Genomic DNA, 14,437 nt, shown 5'->3' with positions numbered 1-14,437 from the left:
ATTGTTTAGAAGAAGTTAGTTTTTGTGGTAACAATGAGTGATAGCTTGTAAGTATTGATTGATGATAATTTGTTCGTTAAACTCGCGGGCCATTTTTTTGCGACTTTCTTGCCCCATTTCTAAGCGTTGCTCATGTGTCATTGAAATAATTTTTTCGAGAGACGCGACAAGGCTTTCTGTAGAGCGAGGTTGGCATAAAAAACCATTAACGCCATGCTCAACCGTTTCTCTACATCCTACGTTATCAGTTGTTACGATAGGCTTACCCATTGCACCAGACTCTAGTAGTGATTTAGGTACACCTTCACGGTAAAAAGAGGGTAAAACCATACAATCAACCTTCGCGATTTCTTTCTCAACTGAATCAGAGGTACCTAAATATATGACAATTCCTTCCTCAACCCAGTTTCGCATTTCAAGCTCAGTGATGGCAGAAGGGTTATTAACACCTAAAAAACCAAGCAAATAGAACTCTACATTTTGCTTATATTTTTGCTTCAATTCTCTAGCGGCTTCTACATAATGTCCGACACCCTTATCGTATAACATTCTCGCGATTAGCAAAAATCTAATAACACCATCATCAGCAGCTGGTGATATGGTAAAGCGAGTTAAGTCTACACCAGAACCGGGGAGCCGCTCGGTTATATCCTCGGGAGCATATCCGCTTTGTAAGAAAAGAGAACGGTCTTCTTCATTTTGAAAGAAGATTTTAGAGGCTTTTTTCTGGCTTATTTTATACAAAGCACGGGCAATTTTAGACGATAAATTTTCTTCTATAAAAAGAGTACCAAGGCCAGCAATGTTATTGATTGTTTTTATTTTAAGGAATGAGGCCGCTAAAGTCGCATAAATATTATTTTTAGGTGTGAAGTTTAAAACGCATTTAATTGAGTTAACTTTAAATGAACGATAGAACTGAAATAATGTTTTTATATCATTAAGAGGATTCTTTCCTCCTTGGTCAATAGATAAATGAATAAATTTACAACCTAGGTTTTCTAAACGGGAAGAATAATCATCTTTAGGGGCAATAGCGACAACACTATAGCCAGCAGTTATCAGTGCTTTGATTGTGTTTTGCCTAAAATTATAAATGTACCAACTTGTATTAGCAGTTATGGCAATCATTGAGTAATCACCTTATTTACCATAATATTCACGATACCATTTAACTAGGTTAGCAACACCTTCCTTAATGCCAATCTCTGGTTTATAGTCAATGACGTCAAATAAATCTTGTGTATCTGCGAATGTTTTATATACATCGCCAGGCTGCATTTCTCTATAATTTTTCTTAGCTTCAATACCAAGTTCATTTTCGATTGTTTTTATAAAATCCATTAAATTAACTGGTGAACCGTGGCCAATATTATAAATACTATAAGGTGCTGAGCTTGTCGCTGGTGAACCAGTTTCTACTGTCCAATTGTTGTCCTTTTGAGGGATAACATCAGAAATACGGATAATTCCTTCTACGATATCGTCAATATATGTAAAATCACGCCACATATCACCATTATTGTTGATATCGATAACTTCATTATTTAGTATTTTTTTTGTGAAAATAAATGGAGCCATATCAGGTCGGCCCCAAGGACCGTAGACAGTAAAGAAACGTAAGCCTGTAGTCGGTATATTATATAAGTGCGAGTATGAGTGGGCCATTAATTCATTGGCTTTCTTAGTTGCAGCATATAAAGAAACTGGATGGTCAACAGAATCAGTTGTTGAGAAAGGCGTTTTACTATTTAATCCATATACAGAGCTAGATGAGGCATAAACTAAATGTTTAACATTATTAGAGCGACAACCTTCTAGGATATTTAAATGGCCAACTAAATTTGAGTCCGCATACGCGTGGGGGTTCTCAATAGAATAACGAACACCAGCTTGAGCTCCGAGATGAATAACATAGTCAAAGCTATGTTGATCAAAAATTGTATTTATTGCATGCCTATCCGAAAGGTCACACTGAATAAAGGAAAATTGAGGATGCTTAATTTTTTCGAGTCGAGCTAATTTTAAATTAACATCATAATATGAATTGTTATTGTCAATACCAATGATTTTATGGTTTTTTTTTAGAAGTTGTTCAACGACTTTACTACCAATAAATCCAGATGCACCAGTAACTAGTATATTCATTTTGGAGTTCGCTTTTGTTTAATATGATTATAATAAGATCTATAAAAATCAAATCGAATAGGTGATAGTTTTTCTGATAAATAATCAGAAGATTTTTCTAAGTTCTCTATAGATTGAGCTTTATATTCTTGAGTATCTGTTAGCAGTTTTAAAATTAGGTTAGATAGCATCATAAAATCTGAGGGATTATGTGTATAATCAGCATTAATTAGCTCTGGTAACCCTCCTGCATCACTAACAATGCACGGTAATGCGTGACTCATAGCCTCAATAGTAGCTCTTGGGAGGCCTTCTTGATTGCTGGGCTGTATATATAAATCAACATCACTAGCTAAAATTTGATGTATAATATTTTTTTTAAGGGTACCGGTATATGTAATTTTTATATTTGAGTATTGAGACTCTATTTTATATTTAGAACCCGCGCCAATTAATAAAATATTGATATTGAAACTTAATTTTTTATCTAGTTCATATAATGCCTTATAAAGTATTGGATAACCTTTGTGATCACTATCTAAGTTTCCAATTAAAGCTATGCTATATACACCCTTCTTGGATAATTGTTTAGGGGTTTTAGATATTGTATCTATCTCAACATTCGATGCTGTAGTGGATTGACCTTTTGTAGGGTATCTCTTTTGTAAAAAATGGCTAGTTACATATAGTGCACTAAATGCATTACTCACAGTAGAAACCATTGAATGTTTAATTATGGGTAAGTATATTTTGGATTTTAGAGTGTTAAGTCCTTTCATTGCGTCAACTGGGCAGGCAACAACTTCACAAATATAAGGAATTTTTTCTTGACGGCATACTTCAGCTGTTAGGAAACCAATCTCACTTGGAACTCGTAATATAATTGCATCAAAATTTGAAATTATATTTTTTATTAGTATTTTACTTTTATTTCGGTTTATAAATCTATTCTTAAAAGTTGATTGATTCTCGAAAGGTATAAAGTGTACTCGATTGTCATCAATTAAATTCATTGATGTGTTAGTTTCTTCGCTCCAATCTACAAGTTTATGTCGAGATAGAATAGTTAAACTATCAAAGTGTTCTAGGTATCTAGAAAAAGATTGATTGTTTAATTTTCCCGCTGAAAATAGTAAATCTTCATTGCTATTATAATGAAAAATGTGGTCATGAACGAATAATGCTTTCATTTAAATATCTTTAATTTTTTTTGCTGGAGAGCCAGCATATAGTGAGTCAGAACTAATAATATTCTTTACAACAGAATTAGCTCCAATGACGGAATGAGAATGGATGTGTGTACCACTCAGTATCCTGCACCCGCAACCAATCCAGACATCATCAGAAATAGATATTTTTTTTAGTAATAGATCTTGATATTTGATTGGTGTTTTTTGACTGAAGGTATGCTCAAATGATATTAATGATGAGTTATGTGCAATAGATACATTATTTCCTATATCTATATAACCTAGACCATCTATATAGGAATATTCATGAATACTTACATTATTACCTATATTTATACGCTCAAAATTTTTTATAGTGACCCACCTTGATACATAAACATTATCGCCACATTGATTTATGAGAGTTTTAATTAATATATACCTTATGGCAACACCAACGACTGATGGCATTGACATGAAAATATTATATAAAAAAACTCGTAGGAATCGAGGAAGTAGGCTGGTTAATTTTATTGATATTTTTATAATAAAATTGAACTTCTCGAACTTTTCTTTACCTGTCATCTTTTGCATATATCCTAATTAGTTTTTCATAATTATTTTTTATATCGAAGATATTGCTATCTACAGTAAGTTTGATATTTTCTGTAGTTGTATGCTTGATTTTTTCAATCCATGTTATTTTATCATCAGAAGGAATGTAATATATCGCATTAGAAATTTTTGTAGATATAGGAACATTTGTTGAAGCTATAACAGGAATACTTGCTAATTGAGCCTCTACGGCGACCACACCAAATCCTTCATGATGAGATGGGAATAATAAGATATCGGCATTTTTTTTTAAAAAGCTTATGGTTGACGTTATGTTACCAATTAATATAACCCTATCTTGCAGGTTTAAATTTCTAACTAATTGCTCTAATTCTTCCCGGAGAGAGCCTTCACCTGCAATTACATATTTGTAACATAGGGGAAGATTAGGCATTAATTTAATTATAAACTCATGATTTTTTACTGACTCTAGCCTTCCTACGGAACATAGTAATATACTATTACTGTCCCAACCATTACGTGCCTTAACATCTTCATGGTTTACTGTTTTCTCTAGGCTAATACCGCAAGGCATTATAAGGACATTTTCATGTGACAAATAGTTGCTTTTTGATTGTTCACTCACGGCAATTTTATGAGTGGAAAATAGCTCAATAAATATTTTTAGAAAGAAATAATTTAGTTTTTTTAGTTTTGTTAGTTTTTGATTATTCCTATTACTATGTATATGAGATATGCGAATCGGAACTTTAGTTATAAATGCTAAGAGTGAATTGATACCATTAGTGAAACTTACATTGGAGTGGACAACATCAAACTTATATTTTCTAAGTATAAAAAAAAGATTCTTTATATATGATAATTTACTAATTTTACTGGAACTAACCCTTAATATGGTTATCCCTCTTTGCGAAAATTTATCTTCTAATACACCTTTATGAGGCTTATCAACAAGAACATATATCTCTACATCTGGTTTTTTTAGAGCAATTAAATCGGTTAAATCATCTAACCAACACTCAATCCCTCCAATATCTAATTGACCTATAACAAATAAAACTTTCATCCTTCTCGGCCCTTAATGGAATAAATACTTAAAATGATAATGGTTAAGATAGATACTATTAATGAGGAAAGGACTGCTCCATTAGCACTCAAATAGTTTATAAGTATAAAGCTTGTGGGGATATTAATGATTAGTATGCTTAAGAATATATATGGTTGATACTTTATACGCCGCCTAGCCGTATTAATGTTTCCAAGAACCAAACAGAGGAATATAAATGGTGATATCATGATTATATTATCATATAAAGAATAAAATATTTCATATTCAGCATTGAAAATGAGAAGGAAAATTATATCTTTAAAGAATATGGCGAACACACAAAATGCAATGGAGATAAATATTGTAAAACACAGAAGTAATTTTACGGTTTTAATGAAATCATCAATCCTATTTTCATTATATGCATGTGCAATTTTAGGAACAAAAGCTTGGCAAATTGATTGAATGATTATCTGAGCGACAGTGATAATATACATGAAACTGCCAAACGCGCCTAACTCAGTAAGCCCTGAATTGTTCTCTAAGAATAGTCTAGGTAAATTGGTGTTTAATGAGATTAACATTGCAGTTATAGCTAAAGGGAAAGATAGCTTTGCTAATTTTTTTAATACATCTGGAGGGGTATAGGAGTCTTCCAGTTTAAAGTTATAATTTCTATAATCATAAAGAACAAATATTATTGATGATGATAAAACATAGCTCAATAAAGCAATGTTTAAATTCTTAGTTAAGATATATGACAGTAAGAAAAAAATTAAATTGGCTAGTCCTCTGCTTGTTCGGGATATGGCGATTTTTTTCATTGTGTCTTTTCTTTGATATTCGCCATAGAATATATCAAAAAGGTTATCAAAGATTTTATATAGCGCTAGTAATAATACTGAGTAAAGATAATTTTCTTTGAATACAAATAATAGAGATATAAATAAAGCCAAAATAGAAAATAGAACTCGAAGTTGAAAATAAGTCCTGAATTTGAAGCTCCTATTGGTATCAATTACTATATATGAACGAAGACCTCCTTGAGCCATCATAAATATTGGGTTTAAAATAGCTAGAGCTAGAGTGAAGATACCAACATCATTAGTTGTTCCCATTTTATTGATTATAATTAGAATTGCCCATTGTGAAAAAGCAAATGACAAATTTCCTATTAGAGTATAACTCGCTCCCTTAAAAACATGAAAACTCATTATTTTATCCTGCGTGGATTTATTAAAATACCTTTTGCGGCATTGATTAAAATCAACAAAATCACAAAGTAAACAATTGGCAAAAACCAATTCACATTAGTAAATGAATAAAAAACTAAAATTATAAACAATAGTGATCTTACTAATAATGATCTGTTTTTGTTAATCATATTTAATATGGTGACTATAAATATGAATATAAATATGAAGCCATACCAACCGAAGTTCGCTATAGCCTCATCATATAAACTAGTCGTAATTGTCCAAGTTCCTAGAGCTGGACCAACATTATTATGAAGAACCTTATTTGTGAGGTACTGCCCATACGGATATGGTTTATCAGGCCACATTTTTCTTGGAACAAAGCCAAAGATTATACTTAAGTATGTCTGACCAGAGTATTCAACAATATTCCTTTCACCAAGTAATTTTTCTTGAATTACATACCGTAATACATCATCACGACTTAGTTCATGCCTAGTAGATGCGTAAACTTCTGAAGTTGTCTGGCTATAGTCGTATTTATAATTAAACGAGTATGTTATGTATAATACAGAAAATATTATAATAGATAATAAAACATTTAGAAATTTAAAGGTTCTTTTTGTACTATAAAAAAATGAAATTACTGCATAAACAATGATGAGGCCATAGATGAATCTTTTATTATTTATATATAAGTCTATAATTAATAATGAAATTAATAGAATGGATAATAGAATGTTGATTTTTTTACCATATATAAACCTTAATGAAATGACGGAAATACTGGAAAAAAAACTGAGTATCCAAACAAGACTATACTCGTCATATTGTTCTTGGCCAATATAATTTCGTATTTCGCCATAAACCAGATATGTACTAGGATTATTGGTTAGTAAAATTGATAAAGGACCTGAAAATGCAATTAACCAAAGTGATATTATAGCAAGTTTATTGACATTTATGCTATTTATACTTATAGATTGTTTTTTTCCAATAAAGAAAATAAAAAAAATAAAATTCATTATAAATATAAATATATAATATATTATACTTGCATTGTCATTATATAAGGTTTCTTCAAGTGAAAAAATTGAACTTTTATATTCAGGTAAGCCAAAGGTGATATCCAATATATTGTGAAATGGGAATATTAGAAAGAATACAGGGTAGTATAGAATGGCAGCATTGTATCTTTTTTTTGATAATTTATTTATGCTGACTGATAGCATGAAAATAGATTGAATAATGCATATTATACTTAGAAATATCATATTAAATTCTTATTATTAGGTTAACTCATAGTTTAATTGCTTTTATAATAACCATAGCTACCGCACTGGGTTGTCGGGTCCCAGAGCACCATTGAAATTGTAAATGCATACTTATTAATTGAAAACGTTACATTTTTTGCTATCGCGTTCAATTGATAAGCATGGCTTATTGTTTTTTGCCGCCCAAAGGGTATGCCTCATGGCGAATTGGGTCAAGCAAAAGCGCTTAATAATACCACCAAACCTAGGTAGTGACTATCACTGCGATTGTCTTAGAGAATAGTCCTAATAGGAGTATCAAATGAATAAGTTATTTTAAATTATCAGGTTATAATTCTTATTATACGCTTGTTCCGTGATTAAATATTTTGCTTAAGTTAAGTCTTTTATATCATTGCATTTAATATGGATATAATTAGCTCAAAAATAAAACATACCTATTTTTACACGAATTTAGTGTTACGATGGATTAATAATATGCGTGATTGATAATATTAATTTACCCAATTTTTACGTTTATTTTTCAGCCAGATATGTTTTGTTGTAAAACAGAAACAAATTAGCAAAAAAACAGATTATAGTTTACCTATAATCCGTTAGACTGCAGCCAAACCGATTAGGCTTGGCTGCAGGTTGGATAGGTTTTGAAAAAACAAAGGAAAATCAAAGAATTGATTTTCGGCTGATAACACAAAGCAGAAAAAACCACGCTTTTATCCTGCTTTGTCAGCAACCTAATGGATTATAGTTTACCCATAATCCATTTCAATAATAAGCATGGCTTGTGACTATAAGATGATTACCACTTAAATGGCACGTTTACCGTCACTGCGGCACCGACATCATTTCGTGTTTCGTAATCAGTTTTAGATACCCAAACTTTCGCATCCGTGCTGACGTCATTGTCAAAGTTATGCCACCAACCCATATCAACACCTTTAATGGTTTCAGATTTAGGGAATAACTTGTTGCCGTCAAAGTTAGACTTATTCACTTTCGCATACATCAAACGTGTGCTAACACGGTTATCATCATCAAGGGTATATTCCACTTTGGTGGTTAGCATACGGCCATCACCCCCCATTGCGTGCCCCAGTGCGGCACCTTGTTGGTAATAACCATTACCATAAATAAAATGTTGGTACATCACACCATCTTTGTCCCACTCAGTATGGGTATTCGCGCCTTCAATATACCAATTTAATGGTTGACCCCATAGCGTGTGATAGCCCTCGATACCGCCCATAAAGGCATTTTTCGATGGAAAAAGGTTGGCTTCATCTTCACCGACCATTTGGCCATATAAGCTGACAGGTAGATCGATTAATGGGTAAAGTTTCAGTTTAAAGTCTAAACCTGCGAGTTGGTTACCTGGATCGTCATTTACATCACCAGTATTATCCCTTCCGCCCATGGCATTCCAGAAAGAATTCCAGTTATTAGGACGGCCATCGCCTCCCCACATCACCACGCGGGAACCGCCGAGTTCAAAGAAATCAGTTGGGTTCATGGTCATGCGTAAACCAATCAGTTTAGTGTTTGGCTGGGATGAGTATTGTTTGATTTGGCCAGCGGTGAGCTGATATTGCCACGAGCCAATCCAAGAAAGCCATGGGGTTTCAAATGGGCTTTGGTCGGCACGTTGCAGCAAAAAGCCAGTGACAGGGCGAGCAGCATCGGTGCGAATTAAGCTGCCGTCGTGGCCAGGGCCCCACCATTGTGGGATCTCACCGAAAGTGACCCATTGGTTCCAAATTTTTACACCACCATATGAGCCATTGAGGTTGTAGTCTGAACCGTTTTCAACGCGCAGAGCGCGCTCACCATTAGCGGTGAGGTTTAAATCCACATCGTCTGTGCTGTAGTTACCTGAAACGGTGTAACGAATGTCACTTTTTTCACTTTGGGCAAAGCCTTGCGGCATAGAGTTATGGCTAGAGGCAAAGTGCGTTTCCAGTTGAACACTGTTCTTTTTACGGTCTAGGTTTTTCTTAATACGCTGAATAATCGCTTCTTGTTCGCTATTGGTAATATTTGCATTATTCAACGAGCGGGTAATTTCTTCTTGGGAGAGTGGCCAAGTGGATAAGCTAATTTGAATGACGTTACGCTCTGAAAGCCATGCTAAATCACTGCGTAAGTTATCATTGGGTAGGACTAATCCTCCCGCCACACTGTGTGCGCTTATTGCGCCTAATACCGCAAGCATTGCCAGCTTGGTAAGCTTGAATTTTTTCATTGATAAATCCGTTTGAAGTTGAGTTCGCCTAATATTGAACAGGTCAATAAAGATAAATAAATTTCTAAAAATTAAACCAATATAAAGTGTAGTGATATTTTGCTTTATTATAAGTATGCTAATTTTAACGGGTGAGCCACCCGTGTTATGTCGAGAAGCAATCATCACAATTAAATTAAGTAAAATAGAATATCAGATTAAACTATTCGGGATAGGAAAGAGTAACTTATTAAAATATATAGCAATGTGATATGCATTAGATTTTTGTGTCTATTATTTCAATTTTATTGAGATTTAATTTTGCTTTGTTATTTGAATTTAAAATAAACAGATTAATATTTTGCAGGATGGTTTAGGGTTTATTGCTATGGGAACTCAATATAAGAATATTCTATATTAGGTGCTTATAAATCCATTTGGGGAATAGAAATAAAAAAGCCCTCTATTTTAAATAGAAGGCTTTTGGGAGTAATGTTTGAAATGGCTTAACGGCCGTGCTCAGGTAGCCAGATTTGTAACCTTAGCCCGCCCAGAGGGCTGTCATCGGCTTTCACCCAGCCTTTATGCTGTGTAATGGCAGTTTCAACAATTGCTAAGCCTAACCCTGTACCGCCAGTTTCACGGTCTCGCGCTTCATCGGTACGGTAGAATGGGCGGAAGATATGCTCACGGTCTGCAGGGCTAACACCTGGGCCATCATCATCCACAGTAATCAAAATACCGTTGTTTTCTTCTTTAAAATCAACAGCAATATGGGTATGTGAATAACGCAGCGCATTACGGACAATATTTTCAAACGCACTGCCCACCGCTGAAGGATTGCAATACAACGGCCAAGGGCCTGGGTTTGAGGTGATATCGAGCGTTTTGTTCATCTGTTCCGCTTCGAAGCTAGCATCATCTAAAATATCCCCCCAAAGTTCATCGGCTTTGATATTTTCGCGCAGAATTTCATTTTTATGTTGGCTACGTGAGAGCACCAACAAGTCATTGATCATGCTATCTAAACGATGCGTTTCGGTTTCGATGCGCTCCAGCTCTTTACTTTCACCATGGCGACGGCGTAATAGGGCGGTTGCCAGTTGTAAGCGCGTGAGTGGGGTGCGTAGTTCATGTGAAATATCAGAAATTAAGCGCTGTTGTGCACTCACCATGCCATCAAGTGCGCTGATCATCTGATTGAAACTGTTCCCTGCGGAGAGGAACTCTTGAGGCCCAGCTTCCAGTTCAGGGTGCGGCCGCAAATTCCCTTTGGCGACATCATCGGCTGCCATTTTGAGTTTTCGCGCGGGGCGAGCTAAGCTCCAAGATAGCCATAATAACAGTGGGGCACTGATTAACATGGTGGCAATTAAGAGCAAGAATGGCCTATCAAACAATAAGTTAATAAAGTCAGATTGCGGGCTGCTGGCTGGGCGCACTAAATAGAGTTGATAGTGGTCTTCGCCATCACGAATAGAGAACGGCCCGAGAATTTCAGCTCGGCCATATTTTTTCTTTTTGGGGTGATCGGCGTTATCGGATTGACCAATAAAGTTACGGATCACCTGCATTTCACTGGGCATCGCACCAATAACACGGCCTTCACTGGTGACAATAATTAGCCGCTGACCCGGCGGCGCCCATTTTTTGATAGCGTTTGAAATCCGACGCCACCAAAGTAGGTCATTCATGGGAGCTTGTGCGAGTTCGGCTTCAATATGTTGCTCAAGCATCTCCCCTTGGCGTTGTTCACTTTCCATCAGGACGGTGATTTGCCGAGAGTCGAGCTTGGGCACCATCAGCACTAGCATTAGCACTAGTGCGAGGGTAAACCAGAAAATCGCAAAGATCCTTGCGGTTAAGCTGTTGATCATGTGGCAGAAACCATTAAGTAACCACGGCCACGTAAGGTTTTAAACCAAGGTTGGCCATCAGTGCGTTCTGGTAATTTACGGCGCAAATTCGAAATATGCATATCAATAGCACGGTCAAACGGTGTTAGGCGTTTACCCAAAACTTCTTGGCTAAGGTGTTCTCGTGAAACTACTTGGCCTAAATGTTGTGCTAACAGATATAACAAGGTGAATTCGGTGCCCGTTAAGTCCAAAATTTCATTATCGAAACTGGCTTCTTGGCGACCTGGGTTGAGTTGCAGTTTATCAACTTGCAATACAGGGGTATTGCTGTTGCTATCCTGTGTTTGTTCACTCCAGTTTGAGCGGCGTAATAACGCACGAATACGTGCCACGAGCTCACGGTCATTAAACGGTTTTGGTAGATAGTCATCCGCACCTAATTCCAAGCCCAGTACTTTATCTAACTCACTACCACGAGCGGTTAACATAATGACAGGGGTCTGATGAATTTGGCGCAATTCTTTGAGTGTCTCAATACCATTTTTTTTCGGCATCATGACATCCAATAAAAGCAAATCAATGGATGAGTCAATCTGTTGCAATGCCTGTTCACCATCATAAGCGATGACGACATTGAAACCTTCCATTTCCAGCAGTTCTTTTAAGAGCGACGTGAGTTCACGGTCGTCATCAACTAATAGGATTTTATGCATTTTTTAAGTCCTCCAACTGCCAAAATACGATAACAATCTGTACGATTCCATGACTTTACGTTCTTTTACATGCTCTGACGCTAGTTTGCAGCCACAGGTGTATATTTATTCACATTGAATCACGAGCACAGTTCGGAGACAAGGTGTCAAATGCGAAGAACAACACATAGCAAAGTACATAATACAGTACATAAAACCGCAATGTTAGTTTTAGCTTCTGCATTTGTGTTCGGACCAACAATTGCTTTCGCAGAAGTTTCACAGAATGTTGCGAATGATGAAAGCTCAGTGCCATTAATGTTGCAGATGCAGCCTGAGGAAGTACCTTCGACAGCTCACCAAGTCGTTGTGCCATTTCAGTCACATGACATGTTTAGCAGTGAAGAACGCGCCAGCACATTTATGTTTAATGGTATCACATTAAATGAAAAGCAACGCCAGCAGCTACGTGATTTGATGGCAACGCAGCGCCATTATCGCACTGATAGCACGGCATTAGTGCAAGAGCGTGAAGCGTTACATAAATTAATTATAGCGGATAGCTTTGATGATAAAGCGGTTCGCCAGCAACTTGAAAAAAGAATGCAAAAAGAATTGGAACAACGCGTTGAAATGGCAAGAATTCATCATGAATTATACCAATTATTGACGCCAGAGCAGAAAAGTGAGCTTGAACAGATTCACCAACACAAAATGGCTGAATATCAAGCGATGCAGTTCCAATAAATCAGATTGAGAGTACCCGTAGTTGTAGTTGAGTAAGCAAGTTAATTTCAGATCCTTAATTTTGAAGTAAGTAGTGAAGTAGCAATAAATGAAGTTTTTCCTTGCCATAGACACCATCCCTGTCTTTTATAGCCCCTTTTAGGGGCTTTTTTTTGTTTAAATAGGTTAGGTGTTAACTATAGTTGACAATTTGTCGAGGGCGATTAAGATACAGGTATTAAGACAAGGAGACGTCTTATGATAACAGTATTAACGACAGATCTATTCGACAACTGGATACGCGATCTCAAGGATTTAAGGGCGAAAACAAAGATTCAAGTGAGAATTCGGCACCTAAAAAATGGAAATTTTGGCGATATTGAGCCAATTAGTGATGGCTTTTCAGAGCTGAGGATACATGAGGGGCAAGGGTATCGTGTTTATTTAAAACAGAAAAATAACGTTATGGTCATTTTGCTCTCAGGTAGGAGTAAAGGAACCCAGCAAAAAGATATCATCAAAGCCAAACAGGTTTTTAGTCAAATTGAAGGTGAATTATGGCCATAAAATTAAAAGAATATGATATTGCTGAGCATTTAAATAGCGAAGAAGAAATCCAATTGTATCTTAATGAGATCTTGGAGGAGGGTGACCCTGCTTTAGTATTATCGGCTCTCGGGGATATAGCAAAAGCTCGCAATATGAGTCAACTAGCTAAAGAGGTAGGGATGAGCCGTGAAGGTTTATATAAAGCATTATCAGGTCAAGGTAATCCTACATTCACCACAATCATAAAAATAGTTAACTCTCTTGGTTTGAAGCTACAATTTAAAAGTATTTAATACTCTGTTTTTATTAAAATAAAAACTTCTTATCTCATTATCTTGCTATTACCTCTCTACTAAAAAATAGGATAACGTTATGGTTCAGGTGTTAACAGCTCAGGATTATCGCAGTATGCCTTGGAAAAATGGGCAAGGCGTCACGTTGGAAGTGGCGAGAAGCCATGGTGAAGGGCTTGATGATTTTGACTGGCGGGTATCAATTGCGGATGTGAAAGCTGCGGGGCCTTTTTCTCATTTTTTAAATCGCCAACGTATTATTGGTGTGCTGGAAGGGAATGGGATGACTTTGCTTGTGGATGACCAGAGCCCAGTGACGTTACAGCAAAAAGAATTCTTTGCCTTCAAGGGGGAGAGCAATGTGCATGCTGAATTAGTTAAAGGCGCTATTCGTGATTTTAATCTCATTTATAATCCTGCAAAATATTCAGCACGCCTACAGTGGGTAAATTCAGCATCGGGTAGTTCTTGGATTAGCGATGCAGCCCAAATTCTCATTTTCAGTACTGCGCCAAGTATGAGCTTGGACGTAAACTCGCAACCGTTTGTGTTAAAACATTTTGAAACGTTGTTAGTGAGAAACAATATCCAGCCACTACAATTTTCAACTCAGCAATCTGCAGGACAAGATTTCTGCATAATAGAGTTATTTATTAAATAGTTAGGGACTTAATGCTATTTATTTGGATGTTTTTCCAATATTTTTAGCA

Annotated in this window: 13 protein-coding genes; 4 read left to right on the top strand and 9 right to left on the bottom strand. The window is 35.9% G+C overall.

The annotated features are described in order from the left end of the window. Positions 1-15: 15 nt before the first annotated feature. The 9 genes from PSF27_RS12235 to cpxR all read right to left on the bottom strand — a co-directional run bounded on the left by PSF27_RS12235 (position 16) and on the right by cpxR (position 12,180). A complete protein-coding gene (locus PSF27_RS12235; protein ID WP_272681552.1) occupies positions 16-1,131 on the bottom strand; it encodes a glycosyltransferase family 4 protein in 1,116 nt (371 codons plus the stop codon). A 12-nt stretch (positions 1,132-1,143) separates the two neighbouring features. Further along, positions 1,144-2,148: an NAD-dependent epimerase gene (locus PSF27_RS12230; protein ID WP_272681551.1), complete on the bottom strand. Its 1,005-nt coding sequence runs from the start codon at positions 2,146-2,148 to the stop codon at positions 1,144-1,146. Then, entirely contained in the window at positions 2,145-3,317 is a 1,173-nt protein-coding gene (locus PSF27_RS12225; protein ID WP_272681550.1) for a glycosyltransferase, read from the bottom strand. The genes PSF27_RS12230 and PSF27_RS12225 overlap by 4 nt, the downstream gene beginning before the upstream one ends. Beyond that, complete coding sequence (locus PSF27_RS12220; RefSeq protein WP_272681549.1) at positions 3,318-3,881, bottom strand: acyltransferase; 564 nt, start codon at positions 3,879-3,881, stop codon at positions 3,318-3,320. Then, positions 3,871-4,938 carry a glycosyltransferase gene (locus PSF27_RS12215; protein ID WP_272681548.1) on the bottom strand — a complete coding sequence of 356 codons (1,068 nt, stop codon included), beginning with the start codon at positions 4,936-4,938 and terminating at the stop codon, positions 3,871-3,873. Before PSF27_RS12215 ends, PSF27_RS12220 begins: the two co-directional genes overlap by 11 nt. Next, positions 4,935-6,134, bottom strand: coding sequence for an oligosaccharide flippase family protein (locus PSF27_RS12210; RefSeq protein WP_272681547.1), 1,200 nt, complete (start codon positions 6,132-6,134; stop codon positions 4,935-4,937). Before PSF27_RS12210 ends, PSF27_RS12215 begins: the two co-directional genes overlap by 4 nt. A gap of 2,055 nt (positions 6,135-8,189) precedes the next feature. Continuing rightward, positions 8,190-9,629 (bottom strand): capsule assembly Wzi family protein, encoded by a 1,440-nt coding sequence (locus PSF27_RS12205; RefSeq protein WP_272681546.1) that lies wholly within the window; start codon positions 9,627-9,629, stop codon positions 8,190-8,192. 485 nt (positions 9,630-10,114) lie between these two features. After that, entirely contained in the window at positions 10,115-11,485 is a 1,371-nt protein-coding gene (gene cpxA, locus PSF27_RS12200) for an envelope stress sensor histidine kinase CpxA (protein ID WP_047756819.1), read from the bottom strand. Then, the gene (gene cpxR / locus PSF27_RS12195) at positions 11,482-12,180 is read right to left on the bottom strand and encodes an envelope stress response regulator transcription factor CpxR (RefSeq protein WP_206085856.1); all 699 of its coding nucleotides are present in this window, start codon (positions 12,178-12,180) and stop codon (positions 11,482-11,484) included. The genes cpxA and cpxR overlap by 4 nt, the downstream gene beginning before the upstream one ends. Positions 12,181-12,330: 150 nt before the next feature. Between cpxR and PSF27_RS12190 the strand changes: the two genes are divergently transcribed. The 4 genes from PSF27_RS12190 to PSF27_RS12175 all read left to right on the top strand — a co-directional run bounded on the left by PSF27_RS12190 (position 12,331) and on the right by PSF27_RS12175 (position 14,388). Then, on the top strand, positions 12,331-12,906 hold the full coding sequence (locus PSF27_RS12190) for a Spy/CpxP family protein refolding chaperone (RefSeq protein ID WP_206085858.1): 576 nt from the start codon (positions 12,331-12,333) through the stop codon (positions 12,904-12,906). Positions 12,907-13,143: 237 nt separating this feature from the next. Then, a complete protein-coding gene (locus PSF27_RS12185; RefSeq protein ID WP_272681545.1) occupies positions 13,144-13,452 on the top strand; it encodes a type II toxin-antitoxin system RelE/ParE family toxin in 309 nt (102 codons plus the stop codon). Continuing rightward, the gene (locus PSF27_RS12180; RefSeq protein WP_206085937.1) at positions 13,443-13,727 is read left to right on the top strand and encodes an addiction module antidote protein; all 285 of its coding nucleotides are present in this window, start codon (positions 13,443-13,445) and stop codon (positions 13,725-13,727) included. Before PSF27_RS12185 ends, PSF27_RS12180 begins: the two co-directional genes overlap by 10 nt. Positions 13,728-13,806: 79 nt before the next feature. Then, positions 13,807-14,388, top strand: a complete 582-nt coding sequence (locus PSF27_RS12175; protein WP_206085938.1) for a HutD/Ves family protein — start codon at positions 13,807-13,809, stop codon at positions 14,386-14,388. The last annotated feature ends 49 nt before the right edge of the window (positions 14,389-14,437 follow it).

It is taken from the genome of Providencia sp. PROV129 (assembly GCF_028482245.1).
Classification (GTDB): domain Bacteria; phylum Pseudomonadota; class Gammaproteobacteria; order Enterobacterales; family Enterobacteriaceae; genus Providencia; species Providencia vermicola.
This window is presented reverse-complemented; position numbering and strand designations above follow the sequence as displayed.

Excerpts from the sequence above, each read along its gene's own strand:
- PSF27_RS12235 (WP_272681552.1), bottom strand. The coding sequence starts at position 1,131 with ATGATTGCCATAACTGCTAATACAAGTTGGTACATTTATAATTTTAGG.
- PSF27_RS12230 (WP_272681551.1), bottom strand. The coding sequence starts at position 2,148 with ATGAATATACTAGTTACTGGTGCATCTGGATTTATTGGTAGTAAAGTC.
- PSF27_RS12225 (WP_272681550.1), bottom strand. The coding sequence starts at position 3,317 with ATGAAAGCATTATTCGTTCATGACCACATTTTTCATTATAATAGCAAT.
- PSF27_RS12220 (WP_272681549.1), bottom strand. The coding sequence starts at position 3,881 with ATGACAGGTAAAGAAAAGTTCGAGAAGTTCAATTTTATTATAAAAATA.
- PSF27_RS12215 (WP_272681548.1), bottom strand. The coding sequence starts at position 4,938 with ATGAAAGTTTTATTTGTTATAGGTCAATTAGATATTGGAGGGATTGAG.
- PSF27_RS12210 (WP_272681547.1), bottom strand. The coding sequence starts at position 6,134 with ATGAGTTTTCATGTTTTTAAGGGAGCGAGTTATACTCTAATAGGAAAT.
- PSF27_RS12205 (WP_272681546.1), bottom strand. The coding sequence starts at position 9,629 with ATGAAAAAATTCAAGCTTACCAAGCTGGCAATGCTTGCGGTATTAGGC.
- cpxA (WP_047756819.1), bottom strand. The coding sequence starts at position 11,485 with ATGATCAACAGCTTAACCGCAAGGATCTTTGCGATTTTCTGGTTTACC.
- cpxR (WP_206085856.1), bottom strand. The coding sequence starts at position 12,180 with ATGCATAAAATCCTATTAGTTGATGACGACCGTGAACTCACGTCGCTC.
- PSF27_RS12190 (WP_206085858.1), top strand. The coding sequence starts at position 12,331 with ATGCGAAGAACAACACATAGCAAAGTACATAATACAGTACATAAAACC.
- PSF27_RS12185 (WP_272681545.1), top strand. The coding sequence starts at position 13,144 with ATGATAACAGTATTAACGACAGATCTATTCGACAACTGGATACGCGAT.
- PSF27_RS12180 (WP_206085937.1), top strand. The coding sequence starts at position 13,443 with ATGGCCATAAAATTAAAAGAATATGATATTGCTGAGCATTTAAATAGC.
- PSF27_RS12175 (WP_206085938.1), top strand. The coding sequence starts at position 13,807 with ATGGTTCAGGTGTTAACAGCTCAGGATTATCGCAGTATGCCTTGGAAA.